Below are 16,657 nucleotides of genomic sequence, written 5' to 3' on the forward strand. Positions count from 1 at the left end.
ATGAAGAAAGTCATGAATGTGTTAACGAATCTGCCTCGTAAGTACTTAGTTATATTGGGAATTATTATGTTAGTAGTAGGCGTTGCTACCTATAATACGATTCATCGTTACATGATGAAATCTCAAGTACAAGAGGAAGAGCAAGTAAATCAAGATGAAATCGAGATGCTTGGAGATAAGCCAAAGGGATTTGATACAAAAGAAGAGGAATATATCGCAAAGACAAAAACTGTAGAGGACTTACTACGAAAAATTTCTAATAGTAGTTATGATGTCCCGTATTTGTTTACAAAGGCTGGATTTGGTATTGAACCGATGAAAATGACCAGTAATGAGCGTATGCTTGCTACAGAAGCTGTACAACGATATTTCCTAAATGGGGATCAGTTTTACAATGCGAGAATTACAAAAATTGACCGTGGGAAAAAAGTTGATACGTTTCATATTGAAGTTTTAATTCAACAGGTAAACTTCTTAGAACCACGACAATTTAAAGTGCAGGTAAACAAATATGCACAAATTGTAACACCAATTGCACAAATTCCACATGGACAAGAAGAAGTACCTGTGGATTAAGAAGGAAATGAGGGTTGTGGAAGAAAAAACACAACCCTTTTATAAAAAAAATAAAGAGTACCTAAAAATTATTTATTGAATATTCATAATTTTCTGATATAATAAAACCATGGTTAAATGAAATTTGCATATAACGCTAAAATGAGATAGATATGGAGGAATACAAATGAGAATGTTAATTGGTACAGCTGCGAATTTTGTTTCGGGGTATTATATAGGACGAAATTCCGGATTATTAGGAACGTTGCTTGGCTGGGCTTTTCTGTTGGGTGGTGGCTATCTGTTAATAGAAAATTGGAATAGTATCACAGTATGGATGCATAGTTTAAATATTGTACGAGGATTAGATGGTTACGAAGACATGAGCGATGGCTTCATTTTCATCTGTTTGGTAGTAAGTGGCTTTATTTTTATCTTGTTGTCCCCGATTTTCGTTATTTTATTAATAGTTTGTTTTGTGTTAATGAATATTGTTGCTTGTACACTTGTGTTATTAACATCACCAAGTACATACATTAAGAAGAAAGATAAGGAGAGTGAATGGGAATGAGTACAATTCTAGTTTTAGGTGGATCAAATGGAAGAACGTTAGAGAAGTTAGTCAAAAAAAGAGACTGCCAGGTTATTTTCCATGATGGGAAAAATCACGGAGGCGTAAAGAAAACCTTTCGAAGTGTTATAAAAAAATGCGATGTTATTGTCATTCAAAAAGGTGCATGTGGCCATGTATCTATTGATGTAGCAAAAGAGTACGCAAAGAAGTATGATGTCCCCCTTTTATTTAATCAAGGATTTGGTGGAACTGGTGCGCTTGAAATGGGATTAAAGCATTTGAAGGTTGCATGAGGTTTGATACATATCTATGGAATTATAATTGTTAAATCAATATATAACATTTAAAAAGAGAGTGGAGGAAGATAGTGTTTAAAGATATATATGTATTATTTCCACCAGAAGGGGTACGGAAACGATTCGGGAAATGAGGGGCCACTCTGGGATTTAATTACAAATATAAAAAAGAAATTTATTCAAGTTCTTTTAATCTACGATATAGAGCGGCCTGACTCAATCCTGTAATCTGACATATTTCCTTTACTGTTTTATTGGTATGCTTGCGCAATTCAATCGCATGATTCATACCTGGGTGCTTATCCGTATATTTCTTCACTCTTCCTCTATATACTCCTTTTTGTTTTGCTAGCTTTATTCCCGCATGTTGTTTTTCTTTAATCATTTCACGATCTAATTCACTAAAGGCAGCCATGACAGTTAAGAAGAACTTACCCGTTGGAGTTCTTGTATCAATTCCTAAATTTAAAATCGCAAAGTGAACATCCTTTTCCCGAAGTTGTTCTACTAATTGTAAAAGCTGAATGGTATTTCGACCTAAACGATCCATTCTAGTTACGACTAAAGTATCCTCAGTAGTTAGTTTTGAAAGTATAGAGTCTAACTCTGGCTTTTGTTTGGTTACTCCACTTACTTTTTCTTTAATAATCTCATCTACTCCATATTTCATGAGCTGTTCAATCTGTGTATCTAGATTTTGATCTTGTGCACTTACACGAGCGTATCCATAAACCATTTTTCTCCTCATTTCAAATATATTTTTGATAAGTGTTATTGAGAGTCTCTGAGACTAATAATATCAAGGAAAGAATTTCTTCTCAATAGGGTACACTCTATTGAGAAGGTAATATGTAATTATGCATATTTATATTTTTTTATTTAAATACAAATAAAACCTAATATATAATTAAAAGGTTTTTTACGAATTGATAAGGAGATGCGAGTATGAAGAAAATCATAGGACTTATATTATCATTATTTTAATTATTTTCTACCTATGCACCAATGTTTACAGAGGAAGTCGAAGTTTTAAATCAAATAGGCCGCGTCAAAGAGAAAGGGGATTGGTATTATTATGGATCTCGTCAACATAATGCGAATTTTACACTAAGGGATTTTCAAATTAAAAAACTTGGTTTTACTGTATATTAAGAAGGTTCCATAAACGGGCTACTACATTTAAAAAATGAAACATCTTATGAATTAATTATTGTTTAGACAGAATGACTTAGGTTGTCCTTATACGAAATATCAGTATGAATAGAAATTTAATAATTATATAAAACGCCGTAAATGAAGGATAAAATAAGTGCTGATTTTGCAATTATATTTTTAAAAATTGAATAGGAGATCTATTATGAATACAATTAAGAAATTATTTTTAAGTTCTGTGATATGTATTTTATTATTCAGTACAGTAGGAACAGCGTATGCAGAACAAAATAATCAAGGAAATTTATCATCATTTATTGACGTTCCTAAAACTCACTGGGCATATAAAGAAATGATGTATATGGCTGAGAATAAGATTATAACAGGATACGGAAATGGGTATTTCGGTGCTACGGATCCTATTATTCGCGAACATCTTGCTGCTTTCTTGTATCGATATTTGAAACCGCAAGATAGTACAAATAATCCATTTGTTGATATTGGTGACAGCAATTTTAAAAAGGAAATTTTGGCACTTACTGCACGGGGCATATTTAGCGTAAATGTAGAGAAACAATTTAATCCGAAAAATAATATGACGCGTGCTGAAATGGCTGCAGTGCTTGTCAGAACATTCAATTTAAAACCGCAAGGGAATTTTGACTTTACGGATATGAAAGGTCATTGGGCTAACGAATATGTCAAAATATTAGCTGGAAATAAAATCACAAATGGTACTGGTGATGGCAATTTTAATCCAAATGGACTTGTCACAAGAGAGCAATTTTCTGTGTTCTTATATAGGACAATCATGGCAACATCAGATATAAAAAATAATGATGCGGTTGGCTGGGTTGTAGACGGAGAAAAGAAATACTATTATGACAAACCAGGCGTGAAACATACTGGATTATTGCGTTCAGGAGACGATACATATCTCTTCGATCAAAATGGTAATTTAGCAGTGGGATGGAATACTGTAAACGGGAAGGACTATTACTTTGATAGAACAACTGGTGCTGCCCAGAAAGGCTGGTTTCCGCAGGCAACACATTGGTACTTCGCAAATGATGATGGGGCAATTCAAAAAGGTGATGTAACCTACAAAGGTAAACAATTTCAATTCGATCGAACAGGAAAAATGGTCAAAGGATGGGTGAAAATCAATTCTTTTGATCATAATATATACGGTTCAAGAACAGTTTTAAAAGGATATAATCCTATTCAAGTTGGAGACGATGAAACTCTTGAAGTAGTGGGGGAAGATGGTCCCTTATGGTTTAGAGTAAATTACAACGGGAAGACATACGTTGTAAAAAAACTATTTGTAGTTGTGTTTGACCAATCTTTATCAGATAAAATGAATGAGATTAGTCAAGGTGTAGACGATTTAAAATTTGGTCTAGAATTAATTCAAATACACTCTAAACGATTAGCTGATGCCAATCAGGCGAAAAATGTTGATGCGGCTGTACTCGAATCAAGTGAATTGGCACACAGCATGAATGAATTCCTGACAACATTAAAAGGATCACACATAAAGAGCTTTGTTGAGAACATAAACGCAAAAGAAGCTGATCCAAATGTGCAAGAAAAATATCAGTCTATCCTAACGAATCTGCAAATGATGGAAAATGATTTTAGTAAAATACATAAATTGATGCTATTAAAAGATAGTATTATGGTTTTAGATAAAGCCAATAAGGACTCTGGGGATATTATTAAAAATGTACAGGCTGCCAAGAATCTGTTACCAGAAACTAAAAAACAATTAGCAGAATACAGTGCAGAATACATGGATGTAATTGCAGCGTCACTTAATATGTATAATGGTTTTCCAGTAGAAGTAGGAGAAGCATATATTGAACCGATAGAAAAATTCTTGAATTCCTTACCACAAGAAGAGCTTAAAAAACAAGCTAACGGTTTAAAAGATACTGCTACAGAGATAAAGGATTGGCGTGAAGATTTTAAGGGTAGAATACCTGCATACAAATCAATGGCTAAAGATTTACACACTTTTAATAAAAGTGTAGATAAATTTGCTAAATCAGTTGATACAGCAGCTAAATCATTACATAAGCAAGCATTGATGGCCGAAGATTTAACAAGAAGTGTTTCTACGCATATTAAAGAAGCACAACAAGCTTTCCCAACACTTCACACAGATATTATGTCAGGTATAGACGCGACGAATAATCTTTTAGGTACTGCTAATAAAATTGCAAGTTACAAGATTGATATACCAGCAGCTGCACAAAAAATGGGGAATATGGATGGACTTAAAGACACTTTACGTGATTTTGGTGTGCCACCTGAAAAAATGAAGGAGTATTTAGAAGAAGAAAAACGTTCTGCTCAACAAACTTCATTCATGCTTGATATTACTCCTGGATTTGGAGAACTAAAACAAGGTATCCAGCTCTTTACGGGCGAGGATATGTTTACTCATGAAAAATATGGTCCAAGTGAATTTGTAACAGGAACGCTTGCTGCAGTTACTGGCGGTACAACAAGAATAATTGGCCGTACATTTGGTACACTAGGCGATCTTGAGAAAAATGCACAGAAACTTGGTAATGTAACAAAAAATGTATCTAAAGGTTCTTTCGATGTAGCAGCCTTTGATAAAAAAATCGCAAAAATGAATATAAATGAAAAAGCTGCTGAAATAAAAATAGCCTCAAAAGGCATTGCAAAGCAAAACGGTTGGGAAAAGAACAGTAAATTAAGTAAACTTAATAAAAGAGATGTATATGTTGATTCAAAAACAAAAAATATTTATGCTGTAGATACACAACATGGAAGATTTGAAGTACTTAATAAAAAAGGAAAACACCAGGGGGAAGTAGATTTCAATTTAAACTCAACAAAACCTGCGGACAAATCCGGGGGACATGATTTGATAATGGGGTAAGAAAGGATTCATTTATGAATGAGTTAGTTAAAAAAACAATACAACATTTTTATGTGAATGGTGACGAAAATGAATATTTATCTAGGTGTGAAAACAGAATTGAATTACCCAAAGAATTAACTGTATTTGTTAATAATGCATGTATTCAAACAATACCTTTCTATAATGATGATATTTGGCCATCGGAAAAATTTATATTTAAATTTGAACCTTATAGAAAAGATAATTTACAAATAAACTATAGTAGTACGGTATTAATTTCAAAATTGGCACCTGTATTTTACTTACAGCATGAATTTTCAGTTGACTGTCCTGATGATACGTCACTCATGTCTACTTTAGATGGAGAAAGCACACAGGCCTATACGATTCAACAATTGGAATTCGAACAACAAGTCATTCAATCTTTAACATCGAACAATTATACACAATTATCCTATGCGGAAGTAAATGAAGTTGTAATGGACCTTAAATTCCCAGAGGGTGTAACTTTCTTTGGCCCTCAGGTGACTGTAGAATATGCTATGTTTCATGATGTACTTGATCTATGTCCAGAATAATATAGTAGACATATTAATTTCATACTATTGCCCTTACAGGGGGAGTATATTTGGAGCTTAAAGCCAAATATGCATTTTGTGTAAAAAGACAATAAAGTTATTAAATTTTAACATCTAAACCAAGCATAACCCCGTTCTAATTTTAGGACGGGGTTAAAATATATTTGTTTCTGTAGTGCTAAAAAAAAGAATGTACTTTTTTAATAGCCTACATAGCTTAGTCACAGAATTCTTGTTGTAGACCGCAAAGTAGTAAGTGAATAGGTTACTAAAAACTATACTTTTTGACATAATACTTAATTTTCTTATGAATTAAGCTAATTTCCCTTTTTATTTTTGTTCGATTACATACCGACTATCCTCCGAAACACATAAATTTGCCTTATTCACTTTTATACTACATTTTCCTAATCGCCGCTTTACTTCTGATTGTAATTTTTCATTTGCTTCCTCTAAAGAACATGCTGGAATAATCGTAGATTGTGAGTCCGTTACCTTGCCACTATACATCACCGAAAAGTTAAATTCATACTGATGTATCAAGATTTCTCCACTCCCTTTTTCTTAAAGTTCCTCACAGATCATTCTTATTTGTCACTTGCTCCTGTAGTTTTTGAAGTTGGATACGCATTTGCGGTACATACCAGCTTTTTCTTAATCGAATAATCGCTATTCCTACAATTAAAATCAAAAAGGCTTGTAGGATAATATCTTGTGTTTCCCATAACGTGCACAAATACAGAAGGTTTTCTGGACAGATGTCTCTTAGCGTACAGGAACTGCTTCAAATGTGTCCAAATTATGTCTAAACGTACAATTTTCCCGAAATGGTATGGTGAGGCCAAGAAGGTAAATAGGTATTTTTTGATGTATTAACCAATCGTAATGCAGGATTAACTCTTTTAAATGAAATAAGGAGGCACGTTTGGCGTCTTCTTTGAGACGATTCCAAGGGCTATAAAAGGTGTCAGGTTCTGTTTGGAATAAACAATCTATTTGTCGTATTTGTTGCTCTTGTAATGTTTCGTATACTTGCTCATAAATGAAACGATAAGATTTGTGTCTTATTTCGTTAGCCGCTTCTTTAAAAGTGTTATAAACGGGTAATTCATATCTTTGATGTATTAACTCTTCAATAGCTGCATTAATTAAGTCAGCTGGATCATCTTTACTTCCAGCTACATGTTTCATTGTATCAAGCATAATTTGACGAGCATTATGATCAAATTGTTGAATTTTTAGATACTGTCTTACAAAGTAATACTGTCTTTTTACAGTACGTGTTTTACTGTATGCTTCCCATTCAGTTTCAATGGGGATAGGTAATTGAGCTAACTGAGCAATGTGTTTAATTATAATTGGAGGTATATCTGAAATACGTGTGAAAAAGCCAAGATTTTGTACAGTTTTTAGCAAAATTAGTAGCGCTAGCTGTTGTAATGTTCCTTTTGTTTTCAAACTTGTCCATTCTATTTCGCTTCTTGTTGGCGTATATACACTACTTAGTTCTTCCGTACTTAAATTATGTTTGATTCTTGGATATATCGTATCTTGAATACTAGGCATAACTAATCCCCCTAGAATTTATATATGTTTCTATATTCAACCATCTTCATTGTAAAATAAAAACCTATCCGCAGATAGGTTTCTAGTTTATATTTATAGTACTAATTTGAATATTTTTCCAGAGTGGCCCCTTATACCCAGAATCGTTTCCGTACCCCCAGAAGGGAAAGAAAGCATCGAATTTCAATTCTTTTTAGATATAGAGGGAGAGAAGTTTTACGGATTTTATAAAGAAAAATATAAAGACCCTATGTCCGATGTATCTGTATATTTTCCAATGTTTCAAAATACGTATGAATCCTATTTAGAGGGATTTTTGTACCCGTATATAAGTAGCTTTAAAGAAATCCGATTAGGACGGGATACATGGGAAAATGAAGGTATTTGGTTTGGTATTCATCAAGACGGAAGGGAACTGGGGATTCTTTTGCCTAGAGTTGATTTTACTTATTATAAAGGAGCTATATCCTACAAAAATTGGAGAACAAAATAACTGTACAAAGTCTTTATTTACATACAAAAAAGGAGAAATGAGAATGACACAAACAGCCGCATATCGTTATACAGTTCCGTCAGTAGATGGAGAAGGATGGGGGGTATTTTTATACGATCAATCCGGAGTTTTTACAGCTGTTACAGACCTCGGTAACTTTGCTCATTGGTTTTCATTAGGAAGAAACAAAAGTATAGAAGATTACTTAATTAGCCGAAGACCGGATCAGATACTTTGCAAAATTGCAAAAGAAAATGTGGTTGATATTGAAGGAACCATTACTTATATCAAAAAGAATTTGCTATATGATCGCAGAGAAGGGCGCTTTACAGAAGATGATGCAAGGACAGAATGAAAGCTTATTGAGGAATTACAGGTAGATTTGGAAGAGTACTCAAATGAAGTAGCATTTCAATATTGGTACGACAAAACAAAGATACAATTTGACGACGGTTTTTTTCAGTACAAATATCCAAGTGCAGCTGTTCGATTTTTAAATGAAACATTTGTGAGGTTTCAAGAGAAATTGAAAGTAGAATTAAAAGAGGTGCAAGCATGAAGCCAACACTTGAAATGATAAAAGATGAACGTGGTGGAGTGGAAATGACTTATACAACAAGTGGAGGTAAGCAATGCTCTACTTACTTTACCGGTCCTCCAGAAGATATAGATCACGTTTGCTTGGATTATATGAAGGGACGTTTTGCAAATGTTAGAACAAAGAAGCAAGTTGATTTCATAAAACGTAGATATAAAGAAGCATATCAAACAGTATTTGGTGTGATGGACGGATTAAAGGTAGGCGACAAGGTAGTAATGCACACTTGCTTAGAGTCAAAGCGTTATGACGGAAAAGTATGGACTTGTAGGACAGATCAGTTTACAGCAGAGTGGCACGCAAGTGGTTTTTCTAGAAGAGTTTAGAGGGTACTTTGCAGTTAAGTTTTTACAACGAATTAGTTTGTTAGAAAACTAAGCAGAATAATTATGTGGGAGCGATTAGTAGCTGAAATGCTAGTTATCTAGCATTTTGTGCTTATTGTTGCTGTAATGAGTGGTATCGAAAAGATAAAGAAAGTGGAGGATGGAATTAAAAATATGAGTAGTGGTATTAAATATAAATCGGGTTTCGTCATTTTGATTTATTTTGTTATGACACAATTTGTAGGGATAATAGGTGTACTATTGCTAGCAAAGACTGGTTGGTATGATATTCAGGGAAACCAACAGCAAGCAATTCAACAACTTCTTGTGCATTGGGAACTAATTGGGTTTTCACTTATGCTGATAATCATCTTTCTTATATATAGTAAAGAATTAATAAATGATCCAAAGTTATCGATAAAATTATCAAGAAATTCATTCATATGGATTTTAGTTGGGATCATATTCGTATTTCTTGCGCAGATGGTTGGTAGTGTGTTAGATAAGAGTGTATTCCAGCTAACTACGCAATCAGCAAATACGTCTAGTACAGTCGCTGCTGTAGCAATATCTCCTGTGGCACTTATTTCAATTGTTCTTCTTGCACCGTTAGTAGAAGAGTTTGTTTTTCGTTATGCGACCATAAACATTTTAATGTCTAAGTTTAAGCACACTTGGAGCATACTAATCAGTTCTTTGTTTTTTTCTATCATGCATTTTGATTTTCCATTTATATTTGGATATTTTTTAATTGGAGTTATACTGGCTTTAGTATATGTACGTACCAATAGGTTACTAGTATCATTTGCTGTTCATGCTAGTATGAACTTAATTGTTGTCATACTTCAGATTTCTTGATAAAAATGTGGTGCTTGCACACATGACATTGAAATAGGATGTTTTAAAAGAGGATACTATACTTAATAAAAGGTATAGCATCCTCTTTTTGTAAATTTAATATTTTTGATTTTTACGTGCTTTGCTTCCATAAAAGACGATTACCAGATATCTCGAATCCATGTTTCATATAAAAATTAATTTGTTTGGCTTTATGTTGACTATCATCACTAACCATAAGACCAGTTACTTTGTCTACCTGAGATTCTACTGCTATTTGTAGTAAATGTTTCATTAATATGCTTCCTAACCCCAAGTTACGTATTGGTTCTTCAATAAATATATCAGCAAGGTCTATAGTGGTTCTTGCCGATATATAATGTGCGTACAGATATGGTTCGGGGAAAACCGTTCCTTTATTTGTAATTAATCGAATTTTTAACACAATAGAATTTTCTTCGTATAAATTGGTATCTTCATATAAATGACGGTACACAATGATACCACCATTTTTAATATTGATTACAGATAAAACCTGATATCCCTCCTTTAATAACAAGTTATAAGTAGAGTGAAGTTCATATTTCACATCACCAGGTACTTGTAATTTAACTTTGCGTATTTTACTTTTTCGAGGGTTATTGTTAATATTAAACATATTATCACCTATCTTTATAATTAAATTAATATTACCTTATATTATGTTGAATGAATTTAAAAGGAATATAGGTTCAAGTCAGAGAAAAAGCACCAAAAGGTGCCTTTCTCTGACTTGAACCACTTTAATTTTAATAACACCATTTTACAACCACAAATATATCTTTAACCTTTCATATAATATTTTAACATTTTTTTCAGTTAATTGCATGTAACTGGTAAAAAATAGTCTATTTCTTGTAAACTCCTTTTCTCCATATCCACTCAATAGGACCATAGCGGAAATGTTTACTCCAAATTTTGCTGAATAGTATTTGTACAAAAATAATTAAAAGTCCGAAGATACATAGTTGCCAGTAATATACGTGTGAGACATCTTTAAAGCACCACGAAAGAATGACAAGCGTAAGTATGCTTTGAGTGATGTAATTCGTTAAAGCATACTGACCAACGTTCATAAAGGGGTGCAGACATTCTATATATTTTTTATTCTCACAAACTCTCAGTAGAGTACAAATATAGAATATAGCTAGCGTTTTCCCTCCAAATAGAATCCATAGTTGTACATCCTGAGAGTAATAGACATCTGTTTTTATAAAGTAGTAGATAATAGGACAAGAGAGAAGACATGAGATACATAACGAACTCCACTGTAAAAATCTAATTTTCTTTATTAATTCCGGTACCCTTTTAAAAATATTTTTCTTACCAGCCCATAATCCGATTAAAAATAAGCCTATATATTCCGGAATTCCTATTAGTAGTTGCTGGAATTCCTGGGTCATTAGAAAGAAAAGACGTGCTTTTACTTGATGAGAATAATGTATAAATAGATTTACAGTGTGATTGGTAGTGTTGCCTGTAAACATATATTGATAGTAATTGGGTACTTCAGGAATAGAAGAACTTGCTCGTAAAAATACAATAACATGTAATACATAACTAACCGTTAGGAAACTACAACCAAATATAAAAATAAGCTTAGTAGATCGCTTATAAAAGAACAATAGAATAAATCCAGCTATAGCATACGCATGTAGAATATCTCCATACCATAGAAAGGTGAAGTGGAGTAAACCGAAGACTAGTAAAATACATAGTCTCCGGATAAATAGCTTATACATATGATATCCTTTTGCTTCTGTATTTTTCATAAAGATATAAAATCCTACTCCAAATAAGAATGCGAAAATAGTGTAGAACTTTGCTTGTATAAACAAATCTACTAAAAAACGAATCGTTTTATCTGTACCGGTGTAACCTGCCTGATTAAAGGGATCTAGTCCCGTCATAGTAGGTAGATTCGCAAATAGGATACATAGTATGGCGATACCTCTTATTATGTCTAAAGAATGAATACGGGCGTTTTGTTGCATGCTAATTCTCCTTTCTTACAAAGAAAAACGAGCACTAAACTAGATAGCGCTCGAATTACGTCTTGCAAAGAATCCATCATATGTAGCAGCTGAAACGGCTCCTTCTAGACGTTCAACTTCTTCACCTTTGTTATAAGCTACAACAACTGGAGTACCTGGAATGTCGAACTCTTGAAAGGCACTTTGATTTTCTGGTGTAGAGATATCAATACGATAAATGGTTCTATCATGCTTTTTCGACATACGATTGATGTCTGGCGCAGCCTTTTTACAATAATGACAGGTTGGTTGATAGTAATACGCAATGAATTCTTCATGGGATTGTATTTTTTGCTTTATTTCTTCTTTGGAAATATCTTTTATATTTTCAGGTGCTCCTTTTACATCTGCAGCAGATACAATTGTTTTTTCTGGTATTATAGTTTCTGTATTGACTGATTCATTCTTAGTTAAAGTAAAGATCGCAATACAAGCAACGCATAAAGTTGTGATAACTGCTCCAATTTTGTAGACTTTTTTCATAGTAAATTCCTCCTTAAAGTAAAAAAAAGGACAAACCTCGCCCGAGTTAACTGGGCGTAAGGTTTGTCCTTCACGCTACGTACAATAGAGTATAAACAATGGAAACAAATTTTCTATCTCTATAATACCATAAAATTCATATAGAATGCTATAAGAATTTTAAAAGAAAAACAAAGGAACAACTTAATCGTAAAATTTCATGTACCAGATTACATATTAAAAATAATAAACAGCACAACAAGGGGATTCTCTGTGGTGTATCCAACTGATAGGGACATCCAATAAGCATAAAATCATTCAACAAACACATCTCAAAAAGTGTGTGTACTTATGAAGTGTGTCTTAAGTACATTTTGATACTTTTTGAAGTAGTTTAAGCTGCATAGAATATACTATATCTAAAGGTGTACCTTTTGTTGCGTACGTTTTCTTTAAAATGTTGGCCGTACGCCTAATAAAAAAGAATGCACAGTAAATGGAAGAAGGTCGTATTTCCTTTCAGCAAGGGTTTAAAGAATTTCTTATAATGATGCTCTGTTTTTGATTCATTATGTTTCTCGTGTATGGTGAAAGCCTGTTACAATAGTAAAGAATAACTTGGTTACAAATTGATAATGAAATGGGGAAATATGCTGGATGAAAGCAACCGGAGTAACTAGAAAAGTGGATGAATTAGGGCGTATAGTAATTCCAAAGGAACTTAGAAATACGCTTGGGATTAAAGAAAAATCACCATTAGAGATTTTTGTAGAAGGGGAAGACATCATTTTACAGAAGTATCAGCCTGGTGCTGTTTGTGTATTAACAGGAGAAGTGTCAAATCGTAACATAGCATTAGCAAATGGTAAGATCACATTAAGCCCAGAAGGTGCAGAACTATTAATAAAAGAAATAGAACAGTATCTTGTAAAATAAGTGCTCCTTTCAAGGGGCTTTTTTAGTAAAGATATTTAAAATTTTACGTACCGTGATATTTAATAAAAAACAAGATACATAATCAATAGTCTACATTGAATCTTATGTTGAACTCATCTGCTAAATGGAGTCCCTTCTCTTTTGTCCAGAATCCTGTAGACGTTTTTTTAAATTCCCACTCTTTAAAACGATTTGGATATAATTCATTCAACATATGATAAGGACGACTACCCAAAAATTATAGCGCATTTAACATAGCAAATGGACTTGATTTCCATAACTTTATACAAGGAGTTTGGAGTCGATGTTTTAACAACCATTTTTGTGAATATACATCATTAACTCTTCACGAGACAAGTAAACGGACCTTTATTTAATACTTAAATTATCATTCCAATTTTTACCACAAATTCTTTTTAATTGTATAGCAGGTGAGAATTTTCTGTACTTATTTCGTTTTAGCTTCCATACTTTATGTATGTAGTGCATTCTTATCAATTTTCCCCATTACTTTAACTCGTAGGGGCATTAACTTTAGAACTCTACTAATGGATAAGCAAGTTAATAATTATACTTGAAAATGGAGTGATACGATGAATAAGACGTATGATGTCATCATTACCGGTGCTAGATGTGCCGGCTCTACCCTTGCAATTTATCTTGCTAAGGCAGGTTTCCATGTGTTGTTAGTGGACCGAGCGAATTTTCCAAGGGACACATTATCAACCCATACCTTTTTCAATAATACTGTCGCTCTTCTTCGAGAAACCGGTGTCCTGGACAAGTTATTGGAAACAAAAGCACCGCCGGTACGGGATATTAAATTTCAATTTGAGGATACCGTGATAGAAGGTCTCATCCCTGAGGTTTACGGAGAGGAAAGTTGTTATTGTATTAGAAGAACTTATCTCGATCATATTCTACTTGAACAAGCCAAATCCCAAATGAATGTAACTGTTTTAGAAGGATTTCGTGTGACGGATGTCATCCGTGATGACGAAACAGTGATAGGCGTGAGAGGTTTAGACGGCGACAACGAGAAACAAGAATTTTTAGCTCGCCTGGTAGTCGGGGCAGACGGCCGATCCTCTATTATTCGCAAGCTGGTAAAAAGTGAACTCAAAATAAGTATTCCGGCAACAGTCGGCATCTATTTCGGGTATTTCTCTGGATTTCGCCACGATAATGTCCCTAAATTTGAAGTATACAAGATAAAAGATAACACAGCCATTCTCTTTCCGACGAATGATGATTTATATGTAATTGTCGGCATTTTCCCATTAGAAAATAAGGAATTGATAGAACGGTTGAAATTAAATCCGGAAAGCTGTCTACGCAATTTCTTTACAGATAACTTTCCGAATACAACAATTGGGGCGCGCTTGAAAAATGCAGAACTAGTAGAACCGGTCAAAGGCATTCTCGGATATGATAATTACTGGTATAAAGGAATGGGAAAAGGATGGGCGTTGGTTGGAGATGCAGTTTGTTTTAAAGATCCTGGCATGGCGCAGGGTATCCATGATGCTATATGTGGAGCACGTATATTATCCAATATTCTATCAAAATATAAGGGACAATCCGATCAATCAAATCAAATGTCTGAAGAATATCAAAAGGCAATAGAAGATGAGTTTATGGTTCGGTTTCACATGGGATGCCAAATTTCGAAGAATGAACGCATATCTGAACAACAGGATGCTGTCAACAAGCTAATCAGTTCCCATCCAGAGGCTATAGAGAAGTTTTTAGGGATTTACAATTATGCAAACGAGCCCGCTGCTTTAGAAAAAGAACTCGCACGAATTATGCAATCGATCTAGCAATGATTTTAGAGATTAAGTAATTTAAGTACAAAAATAATTCACTATGAACCTCCCCACTTACTCGCTTCCGCTTGAAGTGGGGATTTCTTAGCATCAACAAAGACAAGGTCCCATGAGAAGCGGATTTTCCATCTCCTCTCTGCACCTATGCAGGGACTCCTTTTCTTCATTTGACTAAGCAACTTCTGCACATGCAGAAGGGTGGGACCACACCGTCTACTACTTTTTGCTTACGCAATCCACAAATACTTTCTCTTCGTTTCTTCCGGGATATGACACATCTTTCCGTACAGTTCTTTTACCAAAATGTTGCGGGCACCGTGAATGTCCCAGTGTTCTTCGTAGCCGCACACACAAACGTAGTTACGTGTCCGCACTTTCTTCTTTGGCAACAAGGGCATGTTTGAGAAGTGTATGCTTCGTCTACGAGAAACAATAGAGGTACCTTTAGCAATCTAACCTATTTCGATGCTGGAGCCAGAGTGACTTCGGGTGATGCTACAAAAGCCCTCAATAACCACCGTTTGTTAAATATTGTATCTGCGACCCATTTTTACACGTATCTCGGCTGAACCCCTATAGGGGTAGCTTCAGGAAAATGCAGATGCTTTGTGGGACTGTTTAACTGGATTTATAGGTCTTCCTATAACAATAGAATGGGAATTTTTCGAGAGTACTCAAAAAATGTTAGGACCTTATGCGGATTTAATTTTAAAAATATTTCAAGATGCACAAAATGAAATGCCAGGCAAGTTCTATATTGTTGTAAAATAATTAAAAGGATCTTAGGTAAAAATAAAAACCGTGGAAATATTTAATTTCTACGGTTTTTATTGTATCAATTAGGTTTTCTTTCATAGTGGCTCCCTCATACCTCGAATCGTTTCCGTACGCCTACAATGTAAAACCAGAATCAATAACAAAAAAGCCATGCAAATGCATGACTTTGATTAATCAATATGTATCTCTGTTAAATCAAGACATTACAATTCTACGGGCACCGTATATACCTTCCCTAAGTTTCGTTAATAACATCGAATACAAACAAAAAGGTATATAGCTATAATTGATGAGAGGTCTGCTGAATAAACAGACCTTTTCATTTGAATTCCGCAAAAAATTTTGTGTCTATAATTCCAAAAGCGACTTTACAGGGGAATGGATTTTTTCCTTCTGAAGCAGCATGCATACAAGAAATCACCCAATATTCAAGTTCTAACGGTAAGCGGTATATTTGAAGGCTACCATCATTGTTTTTTGCTGTTACGATCGGTGCATTTACCCTGGTTGTAGCAAAACCATCCGTTGTTATCATTGGTACTGCATCATTAGCTTGAAAACCAGCGTTTAACACCTCATAAATGATCCCATCTTTCTTATTAATAATCATAGGTATATTTAGAATGGGATATCTATTAATATTATTATGAATAATTGCTCCTGCGGCGTTCTTTCTTAACTGATTTCCTTGCATTTTTACACTCCTT

18 protein-coding genes and 3 pseudogenes are annotated in these 16,657 nt (G+C 34.0%); 12 read left to right on the forward strand and 9 right to left on the reverse strand.

Annotation, left to right across the window (positions count from 1 at the left end; genetic code table 11):
* The 3 genes from NST27_RS28865 to NST27_RS28875 all read left to right on the forward strand — a co-directional run bounded on the left by NST27_RS28865 (position 1) and on the right by NST27_RS28875 (position 1,422).
* A complete protein-coding gene (locus NST27_RS28865) occupies positions 1 to 576 on the forward strand; it encodes a hypothetical protein (RefSeq protein WP_061661853.1) in 576 nt (191 codons plus the stop codon).
* 166 nt (positions 577 to 742) lie between these two features.
* Entirely contained in the window at positions 743 to 1,126 is a 384-nt protein-coding gene (locus tag NST27_RS28870; RefSeq protein ID WP_061661852.1) for a hypothetical protein, read from the forward strand.
* The gene (locus tag NST27_RS28875; RefSeq protein WP_080451370.1) at positions 1,117 to 1,422 is read left to right on the forward strand and encodes a DUF2325 domain-containing protein; all 306 of its coding nucleotides are present in this window, start codon (positions 1,117 to 1,119) and stop codon (positions 1,420 to 1,422) included. Before NST27_RS28870 ends, NST27_RS28875 begins: the two co-directional genes overlap by 10 nt.
* A 178-nt stretch (positions 1,423 to 1,600) precedes the next feature.
* Here NST27_RS28875 and NST27_RS28880 read toward each other — a convergent pair whose 3' ends face one another.
* Positions 1,601 to 2,161 (reverse strand): recombinase family protein, encoded by a 561-nt coding sequence (locus tag NST27_RS28880; RefSeq protein ID WP_061661850.1) that lies wholly within the window; start codon positions 2,159 to 2,161, stop codon positions 1,601 to 1,603.
* A 621-nt stretch (positions 2,162 to 2,782) separates the two neighbouring features.
* Between NST27_RS28880 and NST27_RS28885 the strand changes: the two genes are divergently transcribed.
* Together NST27_RS28885 and NST27_RS28890 are read left to right on the forward strand one after the other, a co-directional pair.
* Positions 2,783 to 5,494, forward strand: a complete 2,712-nt coding sequence (locus NST27_RS28885; protein WP_080451369.1) for an S-layer homology domain-containing protein — start codon at positions 2,783 to 2,785, stop codon at positions 5,492 to 5,494.
* A 14-nt stretch (positions 5,495 to 5,508) separates the two neighbouring features.
* The gene (locus tag NST27_RS28890) at positions 5,509 to 6,054 is read left to right on the forward strand and encodes a hypothetical protein (protein ID WP_088351972.1); all 546 of its coding nucleotides are present in this window, start codon (positions 5,509 to 5,511) and stop codon (positions 6,052 to 6,054) included.
* 330 nt (positions 6,055 to 6,384) lie between these two features.
* Here NST27_RS28890 and NST27_RS28895 read toward each other — a convergent pair whose 3' ends face one another.
* The 3 genes and pseudogenes from NST27_RS28895 to NST27_RS28900 all read right to left on the reverse strand — a co-directional run bounded on the left by NST27_RS28895 (position 6,385) and on the right by NST27_RS28900 (position 7,620).
* A complete protein-coding gene (locus NST27_RS28895) occupies positions 6,385 to 6,597 on the reverse strand; it encodes a hypothetical protein (RefSeq protein ID WP_061661822.1) in 213 nt (70 codons plus the stop codon).
* A gap of 31 nt (positions 6,598 to 6,628) precedes the next feature.
* Positions 6,629 to 6,811: pseudogene (locus NST27_RS29695) on the reverse strand (hypothetical protein); the annotation flags it as partial.
* 8 nt (positions 6,812 to 6,819) lie between these two features.
* Positions 6,820 to 7,620: a DUF4158 domain-containing protein gene (locus tag NST27_RS28900; protein ID WP_061661823.1), complete on the reverse strand. Its 801-nt coding sequence runs from the start codon at positions 7,618 to 7,620 to the stop codon at positions 6,820 to 6,822.
* A 536-nt stretch (positions 7,621 to 8,156) separates the two neighbouring features.
* Between NST27_RS28900 and NST27_RS28905 the strand changes: the two genes are divergently transcribed.
* The 4 genes and pseudogenes from NST27_RS28905 (at position 8,157) to NST27_RS28920 (ending at position 9,895) form a co-directional block, all read left to right on the forward strand.
* Complete coding sequence (locus NST27_RS28905; protein ID WP_240525140.1) at positions 8,157 to 8,468, forward strand: hypothetical protein; 312 nt, start codon at positions 8,157 to 8,159, stop codon at positions 8,466 to 8,468.
* Between the two features lie 27 nt (positions 8,469 to 8,495).
* Positions 8,496 to 8,672: a hypothetical protein gene (locus NST27_RS28910; protein WP_240525138.1), complete on the forward strand. Its 177-nt coding sequence runs from the start codon at positions 8,496 to 8,498 to the stop codon at positions 8,670 to 8,672.
* Positions 8,669 to 9,089, forward strand: a pseudogene (locus NST27_RS28915) (hypothetical protein). The gene NST27_RS28910 and the pseudogene NST27_RS28915 overlap by 4 nt, the downstream one beginning before the upstream one ends.
* Positions 9,090 to 9,211: 122 nt before the next feature.
* Positions 9,212 to 9,895 carry a CPBP family intramembrane glutamic endopeptidase gene (locus tag NST27_RS28920; RefSeq protein ID WP_061661824.1) on the forward strand — a complete coding sequence of 228 codons (684 nt, stop codon included), beginning with the start codon at positions 9,212 to 9,214 and terminating at the stop codon, positions 9,893 to 9,895.
* Between the two features lie 112 nt (positions 9,896 to 10,007).
* On the opposite strand, the gene NST27_RS28925 is transcribed toward NST27_RS28920, so the two are convergent.
* From NST27_RS28925 to NST27_RS28935, 3 genes are all read right to left on the reverse strand, one after another.
* Entirely contained in the window at positions 10,008 to 10,532 is a 525-nt protein-coding gene (locus NST27_RS28925; protein ID WP_061661825.1) for a GNAT family N-acetyltransferase, read from the reverse strand.
* A 229-nt stretch (positions 10,533 to 10,761) separates the two neighbouring features.
* Entirely contained in the window at positions 10,762 to 11,907 is a 1,146-nt protein-coding gene (locus NST27_RS28930; protein WP_061661761.1) for a DUF418 domain-containing protein, read from the reverse strand.
* A 39-nt stretch (positions 11,908 to 11,946) separates the two neighbouring features.
* Positions 11,947 to 12,429 (reverse strand): thioredoxin family protein, encoded by a 483-nt coding sequence (locus NST27_RS28935; protein ID WP_061661762.1) that lies wholly within the window; start codon positions 12,427 to 12,429, stop codon positions 11,947 to 11,949.
* A gap of 636 nt (positions 12,430 to 13,065) precedes the next feature.
* Between NST27_RS28935 and NST27_RS28940 the strand changes: the two genes are divergently transcribed.
* On the forward strand, positions 13,066 to 13,344 hold the full coding sequence (locus NST27_RS28940) for an AbrB/MazE/SpoVT family DNA-binding domain-containing protein (RefSeq protein ID WP_000648342.1): 279 nt from the start codon (positions 13,066 to 13,068) through the stop codon (positions 13,342 to 13,344).
* Positions 13,345 to 13,937: 593 nt separating this feature from the next.
* The gene (locus tag NST27_RS28945) at positions 13,938 to 15,167 is read left to right on the forward strand and encodes an NAD(P)/FAD-dependent oxidoreductase (RefSeq protein WP_061661763.1); all 1,230 of its coding nucleotides are present in this window, start codon (positions 13,938 to 13,940) and stop codon (positions 15,165 to 15,167) included.
* Positions 15,168 to 15,468: 301 nt separating this feature from the next.
* Here the strand turns inward: NST27_RS28945 and NST27_RS28950 are convergent, their stop codons facing one another.
* On the reverse strand, positions 15,469 to 15,624 hold the full coding sequence (locus NST27_RS28950) for a zinc ribbon domain-containing protein (RefSeq protein WP_119782053.1): 156 nt from the start codon (positions 15,622 to 15,624) through the stop codon (positions 15,469 to 15,471).
* Positions 15,625 to 15,764: 140 nt separating this feature from the next.
* On the opposite strand from NST27_RS28950, the pseudogene NST27_RS28955 reads away from it, so the two are divergent.
* Positions 15,765 to 15,944, forward strand: a pseudogene (locus NST27_RS28955) (barstar family protein); the annotation flags it as partial.
* Between the two features lie 325 nt (positions 15,945 to 16,269).
* On the opposite strand, the gene NST27_RS28960 reads toward NST27_RS28955, so the two are convergent.
* Complete coding sequence (locus NST27_RS28960; protein ID WP_044585207.1) at positions 16,270 to 16,644, reverse strand: hypothetical protein; 375 nt, start codon at positions 16,642 to 16,644, stop codon at positions 16,270 to 16,272.
* Positions 16,645 to 16,657: the final 13 nt, after the last annotated feature.

The organism is Bacillus sp. FSL W8-0770 (assembly GCF_038008705.1).
Classification (GTDB): Bacteria; Bacillota; Bacilli; order Bacillales; family Bacillaceae_G; genus Bacillus_A; species Bacillus_A cereus.

What these genes read in the sequence shown, in the direction of transcription:
- NST27_RS28945 (WP_061661763.1), top strand. Translation starts at nt 13,938, where the DNA reads ATGAATAAGACGTATGATGTCATCATTACCGGTGCTAGATGTGCCGGC.
- NST27_RS28960 (WP_044585207.1), bottom strand. Translation starts at nt 16,644, where the DNA reads ATGCAAGGAAATCAGTTAAGAAAGAACGCCGCAGGAGCAATTATTCAT.
- NST27_RS28885 (WP_080451369.1), top strand. Translation starts at nt 2,783, where the DNA reads ATGAATACAATTAAGAAATTATTTTTAAGTTCTGTGATATGTATTTTA.
- NST27_RS28935 (WP_061661762.1), bottom strand. Translation starts at nt 12,429, where the DNA reads ATGAAAAAAGTCTACAAAATTGGAGCAGTTATCACAACTTTATGCGTT.
- NST27_RS28920 (WP_061661824.1), top strand. Translation starts at nt 9,212, where the DNA reads ATGAGTAGTGGTATTAAATATAAATCGGGTTTCGTCATTTTGATTTAT.
- NST27_RS28870 (WP_061661852.1), top strand. Translation starts at nt 743, where the DNA reads ATGAGAATGTTAATTGGTACAGCTGCGAATTTTGTTTCGGGGTATTAT.
- NST27_RS28900 (WP_061661823.1), bottom strand. Translation starts at nt 7,620, where the DNA reads ATGCCTAGTATTCAAGATACGATATATCCAAGAATCAAACATAATTTA.
- NST27_RS28930 (WP_061661761.1), bottom strand. Translation starts at nt 11,907, where the DNA reads ATGCAACAAAACGCCCGTATTCATTCTTTAGACATAATAAGAGGTATC.
- NST27_RS28925 (WP_061661825.1), bottom strand. Translation starts at nt 10,532, where the DNA reads ATGTTTAATATTAACAATAACCCTCGAAAAAGTAAAATACGCAAAGTT.
- NST27_RS28880 (WP_061661850.1), bottom strand. Translation starts at nt 2,161, where the DNA reads ATGGTTTATGGATACGCTCGTGTAAGTGCACAAGATCAAAATCTAGAT.
- NST27_RS28905 (WP_240525140.1), top strand. Translation starts at nt 8,157, where the DNA reads ATGACACAAACAGCCGCATATCGTTATACAGTTCCGTCAGTAGATGGA.
- NST27_RS28940 (WP_000648342.1), top strand. Translation starts at nt 13,066, where the DNA reads ATGAAAGCAACCGGAGTAACTAGAAAAGTGGATGAATTAGGGCGTATA.
- NST27_RS28875 (WP_080451370.1), top strand. Translation starts at nt 1,117, where the DNA reads ATGGGAATGAGTACAATTCTAGTTTTAGGTGGATCAAATGGAAGAACG.
- NST27_RS28865 (WP_061661853.1), top strand. Translation starts at nt 1, where the DNA reads ATGAAGAAAGTCATGAATGTGTTAACGAATCTGCCTCGTAAGTACTTA.
- NST27_RS28890 (WP_088351972.1), top strand. Translation starts at nt 5,509, where the DNA reads ATGAATGAGTTAGTTAAAAAAACAATACAACATTTTTATGTGAATGGT.